25 protein-coding genes are annotated in these 19,874 nt (G+C 50.3%); 12 read left to right on the top strand and 13 right to left on the bottom strand.

Annotated features, from left to right (window positions below):
- Positions 1–110: 110 nt before the first annotated feature.
- Genes EXW93_RS08090 through EXW93_RS08070 form a run of 5 tightly spaced genes read left to right on the top strand, consistent with a single transcriptional unit; the run spans position 111 to position 3,241 of the window.
- Positions 111–758, top strand: coding sequence for a hypothetical protein (locus tag EXW93_RS08090; protein WP_050677952.1), 648 nt, complete (start codon positions 111–113; stop codon positions 756–758).
- Positions 755–1,549, top strand: coding sequence for a DUF3307 domain-containing protein (locus EXW93_RS08085; RefSeq protein WP_050677951.1), 795 nt, complete (start codon positions 755–757; stop codon positions 1,547–1,549). The genes EXW93_RS08090 and EXW93_RS08085 overlap by 4 nt, the downstream gene beginning before the upstream one ends.
- A 28-nt stretch (positions 1,550–1,577) precedes the next feature.
- Positions 1,578–2,147, top strand: coding sequence for a histidine phosphatase family protein (locus EXW93_RS08080; protein WP_023468330.1), 570 nt, complete (start codon positions 1,578–1,580; stop codon positions 2,145–2,147).
- Positions 2,144–3,004, top strand: a complete 861-nt coding sequence (locus tag EXW93_RS08075) for a ComEC/Rec2 family competence protein (protein ID WP_174316762.1) — start codon at positions 2,144–2,146, stop codon at positions 3,002–3,004. The genes EXW93_RS08080 and EXW93_RS08075 overlap by 4 nt, the downstream gene beginning before the upstream one ends.
- A 21-nt stretch (positions 3,005–3,025) precedes the next feature.
- The gene (locus EXW93_RS08070; RefSeq protein ID WP_023468328.1) at positions 3,026–3,241 is read left to right on the top strand and encodes a DUF3006 domain-containing protein; all 216 of its coding nucleotides are present in this window, start codon (positions 3,026–3,028) and stop codon (positions 3,239–3,241) included.
- Positions 3,242–3,274: 33 nt separating this feature from the next.
- Here EXW93_RS08070 and EXW93_RS08065 read toward each other — a convergent pair whose 3' ends face one another.
- A complete protein-coding gene (locus EXW93_RS08065) occupies positions 3,275–3,502 on the bottom strand; it encodes a hypothetical protein (protein ID WP_023468327.1) in 228 nt (75 codons plus the stop codon).
- 222 nt (positions 3,503–3,724) lie between these two features.
- Between EXW93_RS08065 and EXW93_RS08060 the strand changes: the two genes are divergently transcribed.
- From EXW93_RS08060 to EXW93_RS08050, 3 genes are read left to right on the top strand one after another with little or no spacing between them, the layout of a single operon-like run.
- The gene (locus EXW93_RS08060; RefSeq protein ID WP_023468326.1) at positions 3,725–4,633 is read left to right on the top strand and encodes an AAA family ATPase; all 909 of its coding nucleotides are present in this window, start codon (positions 3,725–3,727) and stop codon (positions 4,631–4,633) included.
- A 2-nt stretch (positions 4,634–4,635) separates the two neighbouring features.
- A complete protein-coding gene (locus EXW93_RS08055) occupies positions 4,636–5,682 on the top strand; it encodes a DUF58 domain-containing protein (RefSeq protein ID WP_055968130.1) in 1,047 nt (348 codons plus the stop codon).
- Positions 5,679–6,653 carry a hypothetical protein gene (locus tag EXW93_RS08050; RefSeq protein ID WP_023468324.1) on the top strand — a complete coding sequence of 325 codons (975 nt, stop codon included), beginning with the start codon at positions 5,679–5,681 and terminating at the stop codon, positions 6,651–6,653. Before EXW93_RS08055 ends, EXW93_RS08050 begins: the two co-directional genes overlap by 4 nt.
- A 14-nt stretch (positions 6,654–6,667) precedes the next feature.
- Here EXW93_RS08050 and EXW93_RS08045 read toward each other — a convergent pair whose 3' ends face one another.
- Complete coding sequence (locus EXW93_RS08045) at positions 6,668–7,021, bottom strand: winged helix-turn-helix transcriptional regulator (RefSeq protein WP_023468323.1); 354 nt, start codon at positions 7,019–7,021, stop codon at positions 6,668–6,670.
- 111 nt (positions 7,022–7,132) lie between these two features.
- Between EXW93_RS08045 and EXW93_RS08040 the strand changes: the two genes are divergently transcribed.
- A complete protein-coding gene (locus EXW93_RS08040; protein WP_035397359.1) occupies positions 7,133–7,855 on the top strand; it encodes an SDR family oxidoreductase in 723 nt (240 codons plus the stop codon).
- Between the two features lie 69 nt (positions 7,856–7,924).
- Here the strand turns inward: EXW93_RS08040 and EXW93_RS08035 are convergent, their stop codons facing one another.
- The 3 genes from EXW93_RS08035 to EXW93_RS16640 all read right to left on the bottom strand — a co-directional run bounded on the left by EXW93_RS08035 (position 7,925) and on the right by EXW93_RS16640 (position 10,260).
- The gene (locus EXW93_RS08035) at positions 7,925–8,443 is read right to left on the bottom strand and encodes a hypothetical protein (protein ID WP_052017122.1); all 519 of its coding nucleotides are present in this window, start codon (positions 8,441–8,443) and stop codon (positions 7,925–7,927) included.
- Positions 8,444–8,769: 326 nt separating this feature from the next.
- Entirely contained in the window at positions 8,770–9,096 is a 327-nt protein-coding gene (locus tag EXW93_RS08030; protein WP_023468319.1) for a hypothetical protein, read from the bottom strand.
- A gap of 159 nt (positions 9,097–9,255) precedes the next feature.
- Complete coding sequence (locus tag EXW93_RS16640; protein WP_035397361.1) at positions 9,256–10,260, bottom strand: helix-turn-helix transcriptional regulator; 1,005 nt, start codon at positions 10,258–10,260, stop codon at positions 9,256–9,258.
- Positions 10,261–10,373: 113 nt separating this feature from the next.
- Between EXW93_RS16640 and EXW93_RS08020 the strand changes: the two genes are divergently transcribed.
- The gene (locus tag EXW93_RS08020; RefSeq protein WP_055968118.1) at positions 10,374–11,225 is read left to right on the top strand and encodes an alpha/beta fold hydrolase; all 852 of its coding nucleotides are present in this window, start codon (positions 10,374–10,376) and stop codon (positions 11,223–11,225) included.
- Here EXW93_RS08020 and EXW93_RS08015 read toward each other — a convergent pair.
- Positions 11,213–11,881 carry a hypothetical protein gene (locus EXW93_RS08015; RefSeq protein WP_023468317.1) on the bottom strand — a complete coding sequence of 223 codons (669 nt, stop codon included), beginning with the start codon at positions 11,879–11,881 and terminating at the stop codon, positions 11,213–11,215. The genes EXW93_RS08020 and EXW93_RS08015 overlap by 13 nt on opposite strands.
- A gap of 145 nt (positions 11,882–12,026) precedes the next feature.
- On the opposite strand from EXW93_RS08015, the gene EXW93_RS08010 reads away from it, so the two are divergent.
- Both EXW93_RS08010 and EXW93_RS08005 read left to right on the top strand, forming a co-directional pair.
- Entirely contained in the window at positions 12,027–12,563 is a 537-nt protein-coding gene (locus EXW93_RS08010) for a flavodoxin family protein (RefSeq protein WP_035397365.1), read from the top strand.
- Between the two features lie 79 nt (positions 12,564–12,642).
- Positions 12,643–12,960, top strand: a complete 318-nt coding sequence (locus EXW93_RS08005; protein ID WP_023468315.1) for a hypothetical protein — start codon at positions 12,643–12,645, stop codon at positions 12,958–12,960.
- Positions 12,961–13,001: 41 nt separating this feature from the next.
- Here the strand turns inward: EXW93_RS08005 and EXW93_RS08000 are convergent, their stop codons facing one another.
- From EXW93_RS08000 to EXW93_RS07970, 7 genes are all read right to left on the bottom strand, one after another.
- Positions 13,002–13,301 (bottom strand): putative quinol monooxygenase, encoded by a 300-nt coding sequence (locus EXW93_RS08000; RefSeq protein WP_041255111.1) that lies wholly within the window; start codon positions 13,299–13,301, stop codon positions 13,002–13,004.
- A complete protein-coding gene (locus EXW93_RS07995; protein WP_023468313.1) occupies positions 13,301–13,666 on the bottom strand; it encodes a YciI family protein in 366 nt (121 codons plus the stop codon). Before EXW93_RS07995 ends, EXW93_RS08000 begins: the two co-directional genes overlap by 1 nt.
- A 93-nt stretch (positions 13,667–13,759) precedes the next feature.
- On the bottom strand, positions 13,760–14,221 hold the full coding sequence (locus EXW93_RS07990; protein WP_075642336.1) for a YflT domain-containing protein: 462 nt from the start codon (positions 14,219–14,221) through the stop codon (positions 13,760–13,762).
- An 86-nt stretch (positions 14,222–14,307) separates the two neighbouring features.
- On the bottom strand, positions 14,308–15,981 hold the full coding sequence (locus EXW93_RS07985; RefSeq protein ID WP_174316761.1) for an FTR1 family protein: 1,674 nt from the start codon (positions 15,979–15,981) through the stop codon (positions 14,308–14,310).
- Positions 15,965–17,197, bottom strand: a complete 1,233-nt coding sequence (gene efeB / locus EXW93_RS07980; protein WP_023468310.1) for an iron uptake transporter deferrochelatase/peroxidase subunit — start codon at positions 17,195–17,197, stop codon at positions 15,965–15,967. The genes EXW93_RS07985 and efeB overlap by 17 nt, the downstream gene beginning before the upstream one ends.
- A gap of 2 nt (positions 17,198–17,199) precedes the next feature.
- Entirely contained in the window at positions 17,200–18,018 is an 819-nt protein-coding gene (gene efeO / locus EXW93_RS07975) for an iron uptake system protein EfeO (RefSeq protein WP_023468309.1), read from the bottom strand.
- Between the two features lie 134 nt (positions 18,019–18,152).
- Positions 18,153–19,856: a DUF2339 domain-containing protein gene (locus EXW93_RS07970; RefSeq protein WP_174316318.1), complete on the bottom strand. Its 1,704-nt coding sequence runs from the start codon at positions 19,854–19,856 to the stop codon at positions 18,153–18,155.
- Positions 19,857–19,874: the final 18 nt, after the last annotated feature.

Here is a 19,874-nt window from a genome sequence, read left to right as displayed (position 1 = left end):
CTTCATTCTTTGTTACTCTAATAACAGTAACACCGCGAATGTTACCTTTTTAACGGTAACAAATCAAATGTTTCCATGATTGTGGCAACAAATGAACAGGAGGAATCGTCATGCAAGCTGTTGCCTTGTCGTTTGATGTCAAAGGCTCCCGCGATTATCCGAGCAAAGAAGCATTACTTCAAGCGCTCCGAGAACTCGCGAACAATCTGAATACGGCATTTCCAACGAGTATCGTTCCGTTCCAAATCAAATCCGGTGATAGCTTACTAGCGGTATTTGCGGATTATCCGGTTAGTTATCCGGTCATTCTGCACTTATTGAATCAAGAATTACCAGGTTACATCGGGATTGGATTTGGTCAGTATGAGACGATTTCGACTACCCAAGCTGAAGAAGCCAATGGTAGTGCGATCATTCACGCTTTTGAAGCGCAAGAACAGGCGAAGACGCTTCCGTCACGGATTGCGTTTGCTGGACCGCCCTACTTACCGACCGCCCTGCTGAATGGCTATCTCGAGATGCTTTATCCGGCGTATTTCGGGAAGACGGACCGTCAGATTGAACTGCACCGGTTGATGGATCAATATCCAGATGATACGTATGAAGAGATCGGTCTGAAGATGGGCTTTAAAGAACAAGATGCCCGCGCGAATGTCGCAAAACTCGTTTCCCGCTCGCAGCGTAAGCAACGGAAGCGTCTTGAAGCTGCCTTGACACAGGCACTGGAGCAATTCCAAGTCTGGGAGGCGATTCGGTGACCATCTTACTTAGCCTTATACTTGTCCACCTACTTGCTGATTTTCCATTACAGACGAGACGGATGGCGCTACTAAAACACCGACACCAACGGATCTTATTCCAACATATTGCCGTTCATGCGGCTCTGATGCTACTTGTCCTTGCGTTCTTCGTCATCCGAGGGGGATTAACCATCGACATCGCCGGATGGCTTGGAGGAAGTATTCTCGTGTTTCACGCCCTACTCGATGCCTCCCCGCTCAAACGTCGCGTCAAGCAAGCAGCGGCGTACTGGATCGATCAAGCGTTACATATCGCTGCTATCATCGCTTTGACATGGATATTCATCCCGATCGATTGGTCGTTGTCGTTCTCACGACCCGAGCAGGTCCTCTGGATTCTATGCTTTAGTTTAGTGACAACGGAGTTACTCGGCCACGGGATTGCCTTAATGCTCGCACCATTTGCTCCGCGCTTGATCGAAGCGCATTTCGAGCGAAAAGTGACACGTAAGGAGCAATTAGACGGCGTTTCGCGGACCGTCACACATGAAGTCGAAGATTCTGCGCGCAGTTATACGACGGAATTAAACGGAATCGGGCGTTATATCGGTCTCGTCGAACGGGCGATCATTACCTTGCTCGTCGTCACGAACGCAACCGGAGCCATCGGGTTCATCATTGCTTTGAAGGCACTGGCCCGTTTTAAACAGTTTGAAGATCGCCGCTTTGCGGAATATTACATCATCGGGAGCTTGCTCAGTATCTTAGGTGCGATTTTATGTGGACTCGCGATTCGCGTCGCACTCTAAACGATGAATGAAAGTGAGGGAGACGGTCTTGACCGTCGCACGAAGTATGAAACAAATTGGATTAGTGAGACATCACCGGGTGACGGAAGGATACCCGACGAAAGGCTGGATCAGCGCCAGCGATATTGAAAAATGGATTGAACGGTATGATACGTCAGACATCGATATTCAACCGGTCGAGCTCGGTCAGATCGACTGGACAGTCTGTTATGCCAGTAGCATGCCACGCGCCGTCCAGACGGCGAAGAGTGTCTACGATAAAGAGATCATCGTGACGGATCTACTACGGGAAGTACCGTTTCCGACGATTCAGTCGAATCTACGGTTACCGTTTCTTGGCTGGGCGGTCCTCGGTCGACTCGCAGCCCCGTTCAGCAAACGGATTCAAGCGGAGATCAAGGAAGCGAATGAACGGATTGAGGTCCTGTTGAATCAACTGATGTTCGAGGATGATGAACGGGTCTTACTCGTCGGGCATGGCGGTATGATGATTTTGATGCGTGCTGCCTTGAAACGGCGCGGTTACCGGGGGCCACGGTTCGGTCATCCGCGTAACGGCATGCTCTATCTGTTCGAGAAAGAGGAACCGACATGTTGAAATGGGGATCAACGATTCTGTTAGCACTCTGCCTGATCGTCATCTTCTATACGACACGGGACGAAGAGCCCCCTGCCCCAACAGAGGGACAAATGGAGGTCTACGGTTTTGACGTCGGTCAAGGAGATAGCACGTTCATCCGGACGAAGGAAGACGCAATCTTGATTGACGGCGGGAATAACGGCAAAGGTGAGGATGTCGTCCGCTACCTGCAAGAATTAGGTGTCAAACGCTTAACAGCAGTCATTGCGACACATCCGGACTCCGATCATATCGGTGGACTTGATACCGTCCTCGATGCCTTTCCAGTCGATAGCGTCTATGCCCCACGTGTCACGCATACGACAGAGACATACCGCGATTTCCTCTTTGCCGTCAAACGCGAAGGGGTGACGATCAAGTCGGTTAAGGCAGGTCTTGAGATACCGAGTGAAGCTGCACGCTTTACGTTCCTTGCTCCCCTAACGGACGGAACGCAGGATCTCAACAGTTGGAGTGCCGTCCTGCGGGTCGAACATGGACAGGACCGGTTCCTCTTCATGGGCGACGCACCGATCCGGACGGAACGACAATTGCTTGAGTCAGATGTCGATCTTAGCGCCGATGTCTTGAAGCTTGGGCATCACGGAGCAGACACATCGTCCTCCCTGCCCTTCCTACAAGCCGTTGATCCGAAGCGTGCCTTGATCTCAGCAGGGCAGGATAATGCCTATCGTCACCCACGTCCCTCCGTTTTACAGGAACTGAAAGCAGAACGGATCACGATTGACCGGACCGATCAAAGTGGAACGATTCAGTATATCTCGACCGGTGACGGCATCAAGGAATCGAACCAGACCGATTTACGACCGGAATAACGAGACGTGGAGGTGCATCAGATGCGATTGACCCTAGCAGATTTTGAAGACGATCTAGCGATTTGCGAAACCGACGAACGCGAGACAATCACGTTACCGAAAAGTCGTTTACCGCGCCAGGCAACGATCGGCGACCGACTTGACTGGACCGGACGTTCGATTCGGATCTTACGCGATGAGACGAACGCACGTAAAAAAGAGATCTCCGAGTTGATGGATGATCTCTTTGAAGAATGATGAGACTCCCTCGGAATGCTGAGGGAGTCTTTTTTAACCGAGTAGACTGATGACGAGTCCAGCGAGGATGCCTGCTGTGAATAAGGAACCGATCGTATACGTCAGCAAACGTAATGCGAATGGGAGCCGACGAATCGCGGCAAAGGCTCGGCGATTCGGAGGTCCTCCAGCAACAATCCGTTGATACTCGTCGATAGGACTGTGAGCAACGTCCTGTTGCTGGTTTAGAGTAGAGTTCGATTCGGTAGTATGTAGTTTCATCTGTCCATCCCCCCTATTCTAATGACTATATCCTTCTATTCGCTAAGTAACTTCATAATCCTGTTTCAATTTTTTTGATATTTCACGAAACTTTTGGATGAAACTGGTAGTATAAAAGATAGACGTATTTCTTTATGCGTGATTCCTGGAAAATCACTAGCAGTTTTTTCTGAATTTTCGTACACTTTAGAAATACGATGCATCTTAAAGGGGGAATCATCTATGTTTCAAACGTTACGTACATCACTCAAACAATCTGTCCTTGGTCAGGACGATGTGATTGATCATTTATTGATGGGCTTGCTCGCAGAAGGTCATGTGTTGCTCGAAGACCGTCCGGGGACCGGTAAGACGACACTAGCAAAAGCACTAGCGCAGACACTCGAAGCGAAGTTCTCACGTATTCAATGTACAGCGGATACGTTACCGACCGATCTACTTGGGATGGAGCTGTTCAACCCGCTGACAGGATCGTTCGAACAACGGTTTGGTCCGCTGTTTGCGAACATCGTCCTCGTCGATGAGATTAACCGGACGACGCCACGGACACAGTCAGCATTGCTCGAGGCAATGGCGGAAGGACAAGTGACGATCGGGGATACCTCCTATACGTTACCGCAACACTTTCTTGTCATCGCGACACAAAATCCATTCGATGGACACGGCACATTCCCACTGCCGCATGCCCAACTCGACCGTTTCTTGTTCAAGTTGTCGTTCGCTCCGCTGACACGTCAGGCGGAGAAGGCATTATTACGTGGAGCACACTTAACAGCAGCCGAACTACAGATTCCGCTCGAACAACTCAATGACTGGAAAGAGGAAGTCATCGCCGTCTCGATCGAAGATAGCGTCGAAAACTACTTACTCGATGTCTGTGACGCACTCCGCGCCCATCGTGACGTTGAGATTGGACCGAGTCCACGAGCGACGCTCGCACTCTTAAAAGCCGCGAAAGCACGGGCCTGGATGCAGGAGCGGACGTACGTCACACCAGAGGACGTCAAGCACTTGGCGACGCCATTGCTTGCCCACCGTCTCGTCTTGACGCTCGAAGCGACGCTGAAGCTATCGAACGAACGTCTCGTCGAGCAAGTCCTCGATTCACTCACTGTTCCAACTGAGGTGTAATCATGCAATTGATCATACCAAAAGGCTTTAACCTCATCATTCTTACGATGACAGGTGCAAGCGGCGTCATCGTCGGTCTCTATGGTCCTGTCTGGATTGCGGCTTTATTACTCGCCTATACATTATATGGCTGGGTGATGCCGTATTATCTCGAATACGTTGCGAAGCGGATTCGCGTCCGCCTCCTTGAGACCGTTCGCGCTTTTCGAGAGGAAACGATCCAGATACCGTTCGAGTTATCGAACCCAACGAAGTTACCACTCGGTCGCATCACGATTTCTGGCTTGCTCGGGGATCAGATCAAGCTTCCTGATGCGAGTAGTCAATTTTGGCGTCAACACTTATATGTCAGCAAACAGACGATTGTGCCGTTTTCAATCGATGTCATTGCCGCTCACCGGGGAACGATTCGAATTCAGTCGTTTGACGTCATGATCTCGGATCCGTTTCATTTGATCACAATCTATGTGACGCTTAATATCCAAGAGCTGGGTCACGTCTTCCCTGACTTTGCACCAGCGTCGGTCGAGTGGAATGAACGGATGATTCCCGGTGAGACGATTGATCGCTCGAGTCCGTTCACCGATCGCTCGAGTTTCCACTCCGTCGTTCCCTACTCCGGAGATGCGAAGTCGATCTACTGGTCCGCTTATGCGAAGACGAATGAACTGTACTCGTATCAATATGACCGGAAACGTAACCATGATTATGCCGTCATCGTCGATGGCTTGTCCGCAGACGGACTCGCTCTCCGCTCGGACTTCGAGAAACTATTATCGCGTGCCGCGACGATCATCCGTGAACTCGAGAAACAAGGGGCTTCCTACAGCCTCTGGATTTCGATGGTCAACCGATCCGGGCAGTGGTACCATGTTCCGTCTGGTATGGGAAAACATCAATTCCTACGGACGATGGAATGCCTTGCTCGGATTTCCGAATACGATCTACCGCTCGAACGCCGGTACTTCACGAAACGATTGCAACGTAGTGTACCGTCGACGACGGCGGAGATCCATCTCGGTCACCGGCAGAAAGGAGTGAGCGCATGATTCTCTGGTGGATATTCCTTGCGAGTCTGTTACCGGTTCCGTTCTATCTCGCGCTCGCTCTTCCGGCACTTGCCTTCGTGCCGCATCGTTCGCTTCGCATCGGATTACAGCTACTCGTAGCGGGGTCCTTATATTTCCTCTCTCCCGTAGCTAGCGTCTTAGCGCTCGTCTTCGTCGCCTGGACCGCGTTTCTTGATACGGTCGATTCGCCGTGGCGATACGCTACGAGTGCGATGGTCATCGGCGTCGTGATGGTATTGTTCCCAGGAGTGACACCACCGATTGGCGCATTTTTAATTTTGGTCTTCGTCATTGCGTATCCATTCGTCGTCACGTACATGACAGAATGGCGGCGTATCTTACCGACGATCGCGTTAGTCCTCAGCGCGGGGCTGATCATCGCTGTCGTCTTCCGGCTCACGAAAGAAGCGCTCGTCGGATCCGTCACGAGTGCGATTCGTCCGCTATTTGAAGCATTCGGTTCATTATTCCTTTGGACGGAACCACTTGGTCGAGAAGCGGACACGATGACGAACCGGGCAATGGGGCTAAAGAATATCAAAGGTGTTCAAGACGTGGATCAAGCTGCCGTCCAGGCAGGAACACCGGATTGGATTTGGATCGCAACGACGCTTCTGACCGTGATCTTAGTTGCGGTTACGCTTTATGTCATCCGGAAGCGAAAAGTCATAGCAATCGAAAGAGAACAAACCGTCAAGCACTCCAAGCAGGTACGGGCGCATGCGCCAAAGCGGCATAGTCATCATCCGCTTCTGAAGATTGCCTCTCAACTCGAGCAAGCTTTCCCAAGACGCCATGAAGAGACGACGCTTGAATGGCTGACACGGATCGAGTTCCCGGATGCGTCACCAAACGCGCGTCTGATTGACGGAATCGAGTTCAGTCCAAGTGAACCAGCTTACGACATCCAGACGTTCCGCCGTCAAGTACGGGAACAAATCGAACGTTAACAAAAAGCCCCTGCTCATGGAGCGGGGGCTTCCTCGTCGCATAACGTGCGCATCAATTGGTTGCGTGGTGTCGTCGCAAGACCCCAGTCGCAAATCGCATCAAGTAAGGGAATCAAAGAGATTCCTTTTTCGCTCAAGGCATATTCGACGCGGGGTGGAATCTCCGGGTAAACGGTCCGTGTAATCAAGCCATCTTGTTCGAGTTGTTTCAACTGTTGCGTCAGCGTCTTTGGTGAGACGTCCTGGATATAACGCTCCAGTGTATTAAAACGTACTGTCCCTTCTTCGTGCAGCTCGTACAAGATCATCACTTTCCACTTGCCTTGAATCTGACGCATCGTCGCATCGAACTCATTTAGATACGGCATACCGTCCCCTCCCTTACCAAAAGGTAACCGACTGACCTAAAAGTGCGTACTTCTCGGATTGGTTTCCCTCTGTTATCTTCAATCTATCATATCAAATAAGGAGACGATATCATGAAAACAGGATTCATTGCCATCACAGGTGCCACGTCAGGAATCGGGCATGCGATTGCGCGAACGTTCATTCAGAAAGGGTACCGCGTCTTATTGCTCGGACGACGGATTGACCGTCTGGCGAGCCTTGCTTCAGACGATGTCTTGATTCGCCAAGTCGCAGCCACCGACCGAGTTGCCCTCGATGCTGCTTTAGCAGACGCGACGGAAGCGTTCGGACCGGTCGAAGCGATCATCAACAATGCAGGACGGATGTTACTCGGTCAAATCGAGACGCAAGGAGCGGAAGAATGGGAAGAGATGTTTGACGTCAATGCGCTCGGTGTCTTACACGGGATGCAAGCCGTCCTTCCCTCGATGGTAGAGCGGAAGACCGGTACGATCATCAATATCAGTTCGATTGCCGGTAAAAAGACGTTCGCCGACCACGCCGCATACGTCGGCACGAAATTCGCCGTCCACGCGATGAGTGAGAACGTCCGGGGTGAAGTCGCCTCTCACGGTGTCCGCGTCATGACGATCGCACCAGGAGTCGTCGAGACGGAATTACTCGGTCATACGACAAGTGACGCGATCAAGGACGGCTACAACGAATGGAAACAGTCGATTGACGGTGGTCTCGATCCGCAAGTCGTCGCGGACACCGTCTTATTCGCCTTCGAGCAACCACAACACGTCAATATTCGAGAAATCGTCTTAGCCCCGACGAAACAAGTCGATTGACGAATAATAGACCGAAGCGCTCGGAAATGGATGTACTTCCGAGCGCTTCGGTCTGTTTTCATGTAAGCGTTACTTTATTAGGTGACTCTGTTCAATCGTTTGAAAGATTGATTGATAGATCTTCAGTTGCTCTGAACGATTCGGTCGTTCGATCCCCTCACCGAACAACCAGGTCGTCTCTTGTGTATCGTCATAGAGCATACCAGCCGCAAACGTCGGATTCGGCACCGAGATGCTTTCCTCATAGGAGAGACTCGGATCAAGAAACGGTTCGACGGATTTTTGAGAGCCGATGAAGAAAAACGGAATCTGTGCTTTCCGGTAGACGGTGGCATAGTCACGTCCCGATGCCTGATGTAAGTACTCCGGCATGATCATGACGGCATCGTAACGTCGTAAATCCCTTTTGATATCCTGCAGATCAATCGAGTGGAAGTCCGGGGATTGCGTAAGTACTGGAGCCTTTCCGACGACAGCGATGGTGAGATCGATGGTACTGGCCTTTGGCGTCAACGTTGTTTTTTTCATCATACATACGGTAAGCAGTAAACTGAGTGCAAGTAAAGTCATGACGGTTCTTTGTCTCATCTGTCCCTCCATGATTTCCTAATATTAGGTCTTTCGCCTAGTTCCTTTATACCATAGAAATGGATGACATTATGTTTTTTCACAATAGGGAAATCGTGCGAATAAAGTAACAACAGGATCCAATAAAAAAAGACTCCCTGAATGGAGTCTCCTTACTTTTCAGCATCGATTTTTGAAGCCTTACGCGCAATGACGACAATAAAGACGATGGCACCGACAGGAATCACGAGCGGCATCCAGTCGAGGATATACTGTGCGTTCATCGTATCCCCCCTTACCTAGCAAGCTATAAGCGTAGCATATGCCAATTGTTAGGGAGTTGCAAGTCACAGTCGGGGCAGAAGTTCGTTAGCAAGTGAGTAATAAATCAGCACACTTGTCGAAAGGATGTATCCGATCAATAAAAGCGGTGTGAATTTAGGTTTCATGCGTCGTTCGATCAAGCGTAACGAGCCGATGGTGACGACAAGAGCGACGACCGGACTGAATCCGAATACGACGATATCTAAGGATGTCACGACATCTTCTGGAAACACGAGATGAAAGACAAAAAGTGAGAATAAGTACCACGATGTATAGGATAGACAAACGAAGAAGAGGAAAGTAGCTAGTTTCCGCATCCCGTTTGATTGGCTTTTTTCCATCTGTTGCATGTCGTTCCTCCTACATAAGTATCAGATATCCTTAATAGTAACTGGAACTATTCGCTTAAAATATTCAAATATGAATATCCGACAAAAAACGACAAAAAGTTTTTTTCTCGATAATTAAAAAAAGCAAGATCCACGGTCAAGTGAACCTTGCTTCAACTCTTAAAGAGCAGGTGTTTCGACTTGATACATCGTCGCAAGACCTGCCACCTTGTTCTTGAATGTCTCCCGGCGTTCGACAGGTGCAATGATTTCCGCCTGATTGCCGAATTGAATCAGCCACATCATGAACCCGTCGGAAAAGAGCGCATCGACCTTGACTTCGAACCAGAGGTCATCGAGACGACGGCAGCGGATATCCGTTCCGAACCGGTCGACGACGGTCGGCATTAGACTTTCCTGAAATTTAAGCGTCAATTGCTCGTTCTCTCCCCCATACATGTTGAACATGTTACTTAAGTAACTCGGCTCGACATGGACCGGTTCTTCCATCGGTTCAAACGCTTTACAATTGACGATTCGGTCGACCCGGTACGTCCGAATCTCTTTGATCCGCTCATCACGTCCAATCAAATAGTAATTTCCGTTATCCATCAACAGGTGAGCCGGAGAAACGAGGTAATGCTCGCCATCTTTCCGTAACTCGAACTTTCGCGTCCGTTCGTTAAACTTTCCTTGGTACTGGAAACTGATGACGAACTCATCACTGATAGCTTTCTGGATCGTATCGATCGAGCGCGACGTCATTCCTTTTGGTTTTTTGACAGTATGTAGTACCGGCTGGAGAGACTCCGCCATCTTATCACTCGTCAACGACTGAATCGTCTGAACGAGCGACGTCGTCTCACTTTCCGAGATAAACTTCGCACTGGCGATGGCATCGACCAGCAATCGGAGTTGATGATGCTCAAAGGGACGACTGACGAGATGATACGGAATGGCAAGTCCATTCTTCGTCTCTTCCGCCACGACGTCAAAACCTGATTTGGCAAGTGCCGCAATATCATCCTTCAACGATTTTCGGGATAGCTTCTCGATCAGTCCTCGTTTCGAGAGTTCCGTGCTCAATTGCTCAAGCGTCAACGTATGGTCTTCATCCGACTGACGTTCGAAGATTTCTCGTACAGCAAGTAAGCGGTCACGGTTCGTTAATTTTTCGTTAGACACTACGCATCCTCATTTCCTAAGTCACAATGGTTTGGTTATACTTTACAGTATACATGAAAATAAACACGAGATTAACAATAAAATGGTAAAAATTAAGAGATAGGAGAATTGGGATGCATTATATCGCAGAATGGAACGGTCAGCGTTTTGAATACCGGGATAGCGGGAGTGGTCCCGTCATTTTATTAATTCATGGTACACAATCGGATTACCGAGAAGTCTACCATGTCGAGAAGTTAATCGCGGCAGGATATCGCGTCATCGTACCGTCACGCCCCGGGTACGGACAAACCCCACTTCAGCTCGCTGATAGTCCAGAGGCGCTCGCAACATTCTATTCTAAGTGGCTTGCTTCCCGTCAGATTAAACAGTACACCGTTTATGGCATCTCTGCCGGCGGACCGACGGCAATCGCGCTTGCTGGAATGGATCCAGGCGTCCATGCCCTTGTCTTAGCGTGTGCGATGACGCACCGGATTTCCCTGCCGTACCATCGTCTTCTGATCCAACCGGTCTTACAACGTCCTTTACAGTTCATCCAGTGGGGGCTTTGGACGTATGTGAAGGATAAGATACGCAAGTTTCCTGAAGAAGCAGCAGTTCGGATGGTCGAGATGACGAGTCTGTTACCACGCGAAACGATCCGTACCCACATTAGTGAGACGGATGCGTCGTTATTATATGAAGTTGGTCTTCAAAATGGTCCTGGGCGAGGTGTCTTGTTTGATATCACACAAGACATCGAACGAGAACGGCTTGAAGCCGTCACGTGTCCCGTCTTGATCGTCCATTCGAAGTCAGACCGCGCTGTTCCGTTCGAGCATTCGGAACACGCACGACGGAGCATTCCTCACGCGCAGTTCATTGAATCGAAAAGTCCTGGTCACCTGATTTGGATTGGTCCATCCGCACGTCGAGATGAACGGATGATCGAACGATTCATCGCCTTCAATCAGATGACTTGAAGGCGGAGCCGCATTTTTAGCTTCTCATCATCTTCCTCGATCGCAATCAGACCACGACGCGTCAGTTCACCAATCGCACGACGCGTCCGGTCTTGATTAAGTCGGGCACAGCGGGCAATCTCAGCGATGCCCATCCGACATGACAGTTGGTTCGCCTTAATCTTTGATGAAGGCTTCGCGACAGAGCGTTGTAAGAGGCGCCAAAAGACATGGCGGGCATCCTCTGATAAAGCATAGGCATTTTTCTCGATCACCGGTGGCATGTAACGAACGTCTTCTCGAATCCGGCGAATCAGATAGAGACTGAGCCATTCTTCAAGCTCCGCTTGAATTCGTGAGAATTCGAACCACCAAAGCTGCTCGAGTGCCTCTTCTTCTTTCGTTGCCAGCTGCCAGCTAGCAGGAATCTCATCAAACTCTTCCTCGAGCCAGTCTTCGTAGTCGAGTGCCGTCTCATACAAGACTTGTGACGGAATCTGCTCGAGTGACGTCCGATTTTTATAGATATCAAAGCTCATCCGTCGAAAATGTTCGACGGATGCAGCCACTTGGCTCAAATGAATTAATTGTTTCGTAATGAGGCGCGCCAGTCCATCCATCTCGAGGTGGATGGCATATAAGTGTTTTTCTAGCGCAATGAGCGTGCTTCTCTCCATTCGACTGTTCCTCCCCTATTTGTTTTTCGTCTTCTTGTCTTTTTCCGCAAAACCCTTATTCAAAACCAATTGTGAGCATATCGGTGTATTGACAGTGCAGTTTGGAATAGAATAGAACAATCGAATTCAAAAGGAGATGCACGATATGTATACGATTTTTGGTAGCTCACGTAAAGGAAACAGTGAATGGCTCGGGGAACAAGCATTGAAAGGAATCCCTCATGTTGCTGTCGATTTGGCGAACGTCTCGATTCAGCCGATTGAAGACCGCCGTCATCACGGAGGCTTTTTGCCGATTGGCGATGACTATCGCCGGATCGTCGAAGAGATGCTTGAACACGATGACATCCTGTTCATCACTCCGATTTACTGGTACTCGATGTCGACGAAGATGAAATTATTCATTGACCGATTCAGCGAGTCACTGCGCGATGAAGAACTTGAATTCAAACGTCGGATGGCAGGGAAACGATTCCACTTGATTGCGGTCGGAGGAGATAATCCACGCGTCAAAGGACAAGCACTCGTCACGCAGTTCGAGCATATCGCATCGTTCCTTGGCGCAACGCTTGAGACAGCGATTCTTGCCGAAGGGAATGCACCAGGTGAGGTCGAGCACGATCAAGAAGCGATTGCCGCAATCGAGGCGTTTCGTGAAAAAATGTCAGGAGCACGTGTTTAAGCACTGTTCGTGAAGGGAAATAACTGAAGCAGAGCGCACGACTATCTAGCGTACGACTCAATTCAGGAGGTGGTCAGCCATGTTCGCATCTAAAAAACGATCGAATCGCAAGTGGAAACAACTGACTTCACGCCAGCATATCCTTCATCTTGAACATCTGTATCAATCACGCGAAGAGACGATCGTTCGTGATCGCCTCTCCTTACAACACATCATGGAACGTGCAGTCCGGACCGGACAGACGGTCCACGTCCGATTAAAACAACTCGATACGGTATCCGGTTCGATCCAAGCGATTTTTCATGACCGCGGAACGATTGAACTCGTCACATCGACAGGTATGCGCCGGATGGTGCGATCGTCGGATGTCATCGATATCCAGTGGACGACAACCTAACAGCATGTAACCCCTTCTCGACTAGAGGAGGGGTTTTTGGTTTACATGAGTCCTTTGCCACCGAGCGGGTGGTCTTCGAGCACGCGTTCAACATGCTCGAGCAATGGACGCGCTTGCGTAATCAAACGCCGCGTCACCGGTAACTCTAAAGACGCGAGGTGTGCAGCGGCATCCGTCCAGATTTCACGGACATGTAGCACATCCGGTTCGTCAGAAATACTGATGATGTAGTGCAGACAACTCGGATGAGTCTCTAAAGAAGCCGCAGCTTCAAGTAACAGGGCGATGACGTGGTCGCGTTGTCCGGTTTGAGTCGTAAATGTCGTCCATAATCCATACATCAAGAGGTACCTGATAATGGACGGACTTCTGCGCGCCAACCGTAAGATTCCCCTTCTGCGACTTGAGTCGTCGGATGAAGGGAAGCCAGTTCCATCGCATGATCCAAATCACGTGCTTCAAAGACAATCAAACTGCCAATCTGCTCTCCATGCGCTCGATCCGGCTCTACTTTCTTCTGTACGACCCCATCTTGCCAGTAAAATGCTTGTGTCGTAAGACCCGGGTGCCAGTCTGATAGGACATCGACTTGTTCATTGAAGGTGTTCATCAACGCATCACAACGCGACATCAAAGCATCGATCTCTTCCTTCGATAAAACATCCATTCGATCTGCATCATAATAACCAACATATAAGAATTGCATTGTCTTTCCTCCTCTCAATTTTCCCATTCCCTTCCATGAGAAGGCTAAACAAAAGCCTCCTGTCTCTACGCTGAGAAACAGGAGGCTTTTGTATCATTCATCTTTTAACTTGACGTTTTGATCGGCTGGTAACGTCGTCGTCGTTTCCTCGTCTTCAAGTTTCGGAACTCCAGCACCATAATCGGTTGTTTCATCCGTCACGTAAGACGCCGCGAACGCTGGATTCAGTAAATCGGACTTCGAACCGACGATGACGATCCGCCCGTGTCGGACTTCATCTTCTAGATCCTCAGCGACATCCTTCGTCATGCCAAGCTCGGACAACTGAGCAATCCGGTCATTTCGGTTACTCCGGACGGCTGATAATAACGTCTCAAAGAACGACTTCTTCGTCACGCGGTATGGTAACGTCTGTGTGTCATTCGCGATCCGTTCCGCGAGTTCTTCGTCTTTGGCAAAGATGTAAATCTGTTTATTCGAATAGCCACTTGATTTGAGGCTCGTCACTTCTGCGTCGACAGCGGTCATGTTTCGTACGATGCGTGTTTCAAGCATAAAAATCCCTCTCTTTCATGCAGCAAGCTGCTGATAAGAAGTTATACCCGGAACATAATAGTTGAAACCTGAAATTGAAAAATGGATCAAGCTGCAGTCTGGATTGAAGACGCACGCCGCTTTTGCCAGATCGTAAACAAGGCAATCAGAATCATCAGGACGACTTGTGGGATAAGCGTCTCGAGCGTTGGGTAGAAACCAATCCACCCGGCAGTTCCGAGTCCATTGATCGGATGAATCGGTAAGACGTTCGTCAGCTGCAACGCGTGCAGACTCGTACCAAGAATCTTGAACGCCATTAGATAGATTAACCACGACGCGACTTGGAACAGACGATGGATCGGTAAACGGACACCAATCTGGATGACCGCATACGAGACGAGACCGATGATGATGATCGCGAGACCGATTCCGGATAATAAGGCAGTTTTCGTCATCGCTGGTGCCATTCCGATATAAAATAACAACGTCTCAGCGCCTTCTCGGAAGATCGTCAAGAAGCTGACGAAGAACAAGGACGTCGTCGAAAGCGTTGATAAAAAGTGTTTTCGTTTCGCAACGGCGCTTTTCGAGTGCAACCAATAGCCGACGAACAACATGACAACGACCGCGACGATTCCTGTATAGCCTTCGATTTGTTCCCGACCCGTCGCCGCGAACGAGGCCTGAAAGACCGTCTGGAGGATGAGCGCTAACAGACCGCTTGCGATCAGACCAAGCCCAGCGCCTGCCCAGACCTTCCCTTCTTGTTTTGAACGACTTTTCCGTGCGAAAGCAACGAGCGCACTGACGATCAGTAACGCTTCGAGACCTTCCCGCAGCATGACGAGCATTGCATCAACAAACGTATAATGCGTCTTCGTTTGTAATTGTGCGATAGCATTCTCAAACGACTGGAGTTCTTGTGCCGTCTTTTCCCGCGTTTCCGGCGTCAGGCGGGCAAGTAACAGTGGTACATCTGATTCAAGCTGGGAATAGAGACCTTCATTACGTGTCCGGACCTCGCCTTCCGCACGTGGCCAAGTCTTCAGAAACGATTCAAGTGCTTGTTTCGCTTTCGGTAAATCATTTGCAGCTAGTGCGGTTTGCGCCTCCTCGAGTGGCGTCAGCAGCGACTGCAGTCCCGTTTTCTTCGCCTGGACTTTCTCTCCGTCGAGGAAAGACTGAACGGCCGTATCGAACTGATCAAGTGCGGCTTGCCATTCCTTCGTATCCGCGGAATCACGCGCAGCCGCGATCCGGATCGACGCGAGCGCCATCTCGATGTTGCCATAGTGACCGACACTGTCATTGCGAACAAGACTCTCGTGCGTCGCCCATGCGGTCAACAATCGTTGCTCCGCTGCCGGACGGTCGCTCGCCTTGACCTGCCGCATCTCTTTCGTCAACAAAAGTAATTGTTTTACTTTTGACTTCGCAACTGGGTCTGTCTTCGGTTTCGTTGCTTCTTCCTGCTTCCGGACGGCAGCAGAGAGAGCTGTCAGTTGCTCGCGGACTTCCGGAAACGCTGCCGATCGTTTCGCATCGACCTGTTTGACGGCTTTCGTGATTGCCGCTTGTTGATCAGGTAAGTCTTTGGATGCTTGATTCAGTTCATCAATCGCTTGATTCAGTGCCGCGCGATCTTCACTTGCGACGGCAGACAGGGCTTGTCCGATTGCGACATAGAGATCATCCGTCGATGCAGCATGGACGGGCACCGCGTGTTGACCGGCTATAAGGAGTACAAATACAAGGACGAGATTACGCAAATAACGCATCACCGATGTAGCCTCCTTTCGAGATTCCACCGAAGCAAGCGAAGATGGCACTTCCACGGTGCGTGATGTATTCATTCAATCGGTCCTGTGCGGCAAGACGACGCTGAATCTCGATGAATTGTTTCGGTGAACGCTGATACGATAAAAACAGCAGTCCGGCATCAAGGGCACCCGTCTTTTCATCGATGCCGTCTTGATACGAGTAGGAACGGCGTAAGATCGCTGTCTTCCCGTCCCCGTGTGCGACAGCGGTATGCGAGTCAACCGGTAAGGCGGCTTCGCCACGAGCTTGTCGTTTCGCTGGTGTGACGGAAGCGAACTCGTCTGTTGAGCCAAGCGGAGCCCCGGAAGCACGTTCGCGTCCGAAGGTCCGTTCTTGCTCTTTTAGAATCGTCCGGTCCCAGACTTCAAGATGCATCTGGATGCGACGGACGACAAGGAACGAGCCGTTCGTCAACCATGGTGTCCCGTCTTGCCACTGACAAAAGAGAGAGTCTTTCCGGACCTGCTTCTTCGAGACGTCAGGATTCCCCGTGCCGTCCTTGAAGCCGAACAGATTACGCGGCGTCCCACCAGAGGCATCTGCTGCTTTACTGCGCTGGAAACCAGCTTGCGACCAACGCATCGCGACCGTCCCACGCCCGACACGGACGAGGTTACGGATCGCATGGAAGACGACTTGGGCATCATCACCACACACTTGGACGACGAGGTCGCCACCGCTCCATTTTTCGTCCAGACGATCGAGATCGAACGTCGGCAACGGTTTAAGGGCATCCGGTCGTTTATGACGGATGCCGAAGCGACCGTCAAACAGACTTGGACCGCACCCGAACGTAAACGTCAAGTGTCCGGCAGATAATCCATCCGCTTCCCCCGTATCTTCCGGTGGAACATAACGGGACTCAGAGTCGCCATATGGTAACCCGGCCGCAAGTCTGGCGCATAATCGCGTCCAACGCTTTAGTAAATCAACGAGTTCGTCGCGTCGGTCCGTCTTGATATCAAACGCTACGACTTGGACGTGATTTTGTGGTGGAGTCAGAATTCCCGCTTGATACGTACCGTAGAACGGCTCTTGATCACTGGCTTCAACAGTCAATGTCCGCGGAAGAAACTTTTCAAGACCACTGGCATACAGGGCAGCACCGAGACTCGTCAAGCCCGCGACCTTAAGAACGTCACGCCGCGTGACACCTTCTTGGATTGGTTTCATGCTTATCCCTCCAGTACGATGCCCATCTTCGAGAGCGGTTCCGCGAGTTCATTGATGGCGACACTCATCTGTTTGACATCTTGTTTCGAGAGACTCGTATAAAGGACATAGCCATCGCCCTTTTTCTTCGCGTCGAGTAACGCATGGACATCCTTGAAGCGAGCCGCAATCTCTTTTGATAACGCCGCATCTTGTTTTTTCAGCGCCGGGTTCAATAGTTCGTAAATTTTTTCAGCCCCTTCGACGTTTGCCGCGAAGTCATATAAATCAGTATGCGAATAACGGTCTTCTTCCCCTGTCACTTTTGACGTCGAGACCTCGTTTAACAGATCGGTCGCCCCCGTGACGAGTAATTCTGGTGTCACCTCGACCGTCTCGACCTTTGCCCGAAGTAAGTGGACGTCCTTCATCAATTGTTTCGCGTACGCTTCATAACCTTTTGTCGTTCCCTTTTCAAATAACCCTTGCTCGATCCGGTGGTAACCACCCCATTCCGACGCTTTCACGTCGCCTGCTCGCGCATCGATCTTCGGATCAAGGTCACCGAACACTTCCGCGATTGGTTCTGCGCGTTCGTAATACATCCGTGTTGGTGCGTACAATGCTTTCGCTTCTTCAAGCTTGCCAGCCTGTACGGCATCGGTGAATTTTTCCGTCTCGCGGACGAACGTATCGATTTCGTTAATCGCATACGTCCGGTAATCCTCAACGACCTGGTCAAAATTCTCTTTTTTCGGTGCTGGTGTCTCCGCCTGTTTCGCTTCACTGCAACCTGCTAAAACGACGGCGAGCGCCCCTGTCATCAATAATGCTTGTTTCATGTATGGTTCCCCCTGTTACTAATTAAGTCAGTTCCTTAAATAGTATAGACGACAATGATAATCGTTATCAATAAAAATTTTTTGCAATAAAAAAAAGCTTGAACCGGTTTATTTCAACCGATTCAAGCGCTCTATCAGGCTTGTTCTTTGCGTTTTTTGAAGTACGTCCGTGAAATGATGAACGTGACGATCCCGAAGCCAATGAAGACGAACGCTTTTTGGAATAAGCTCAGGAACGACAAATCGAACAGTAAGAGCTTGACGGCACTGATGGTCAGTAGCAACAATCCGGACAATCGCCACGTCGACGACGTCCGCATCCGACCAATCGCGACAAGGACGAGTGCGAGGACAATATAGGCAGCGGACAACGTCGTACTACGCGCCGTCTCTTCAAGACCGCGGTAGAATGGTAACTCCATGATGATCAACGTGTAGGTCGTAAAAACCCCGATTGCGGCTAAAACGAGGACAAGTTGCCATGACCCTTTCCAGAGCGGATCACGATGTGTCTGAACGAGGAGCAAGACGAATGCCGTTGAAGCGACGACCATCGCGAGAACAGTCAAAGCGTAGGACAAACCTATGTTTTGATAGGATTCATAATCAATGACGGCTGAAAAGATAAAGACGACATACAAGCCGACGTTAAACAACCGTTGATGTGGCATGCGCGCCCGCGGAACGAACCAAAATGCGGCGATCAATCCGGCAATCAAGAAGTAGCGTAGTTGATACATCCAGCTGAGGGCATCTGCCGGAATCAAGAGGACGGCGACGAGTAAGGCAACGTGACCGACGCCGTTTTGAGCGTGATCCTTCAATCGTTCCGCAAGCACGTAGGCAATTCCGGCGAACAGAATCGCTACTAGCATTCCGAACGACCAATCAAGGATCAGTAACGTCAGTAAGACGACAATTCCGGCAAGCCAGCTTGGGACGTTTGGCTGAAACTGGATGCGTCGACCGACGAACGACGTCGCACCGTAACCAAAGAGTGCTGCAAGTAAGACCGACCACTCATCAAGTCGTGGTACCTGTTCATCAAGCCAGTAGAGCTCTAACGAGAGTAGACCGAACGCGAGTGCAATCGTAAAGATCACCCAAGCGAAGACGAACGCTTTTTTTGCCTTCAGTCGGTCAACGGCAAAGAAGATCGCTGCGAACAAGACGACTTCGTACAATAAGAAGAGCGGTAAGTTCGGCTCGTCCGATAATTGTAGATACGGTAATAAGAAACCGGTGATGGATACGAGGACGAGCAAGGCTTGCGACCGCATCCAGAGCATCAAACCGTACGCGATGAAGACGACGACGAGCTCAAGTAAGAAAGCTAAAGACGGTGGATAGAATTGATATAAGGCCATCCCGGCGAACAGTGCCGCCAACGCGACGATCGTACCGGTCGCGACAAGTCCGACCCCGAGCTCACGTCGTTTCTTCTCATACTGGTATTCTCCGAGAGCGATGACGAGTAAACCAATTAAGACCCCACTTCCGATGCGGACAGGTGGACTGATCAGACCGGCAACCGAGGCGTAGGAGAAAAGGAATAAAGCCCCGAGCGCAGCGAATATCGCTCCAATCCGGGGTAACCAGACGGTCGCGATGACCTGTTCCCATTCTTCGCGGGAGCGTTTTTCCTTAAATGTTGGTGGAGGAACAACCGGTTTTCGTTTCGTATAAGCAGGGCGCGGAGCTGGGCGAGCGACTGTACTTACTTCTGGTTCGCTCGGTTCAGGTGCGACAGGCGAATTGTGCTGTCCTTCAAGGGCAGCTACTCGTTGTCGTAACGCCGCGACCTCCTGCTCGAGACGCGTGATCCGTGGATCTTCCATCTCTTCACTTCCTTTCAT

This window comes from Exiguobacterium sp. JMULE1 (assembly GCF_013337175.1).
Classification (GTDB): domain Bacteria; phylum Bacillota; class Bacilli; order Exiguobacteriales; family Exiguobacteriaceae; genus Exiguobacterium_A; species Exiguobacterium_A indicum.
This window is presented reverse-complemented; position numbering and strand designations above follow the sequence as displayed.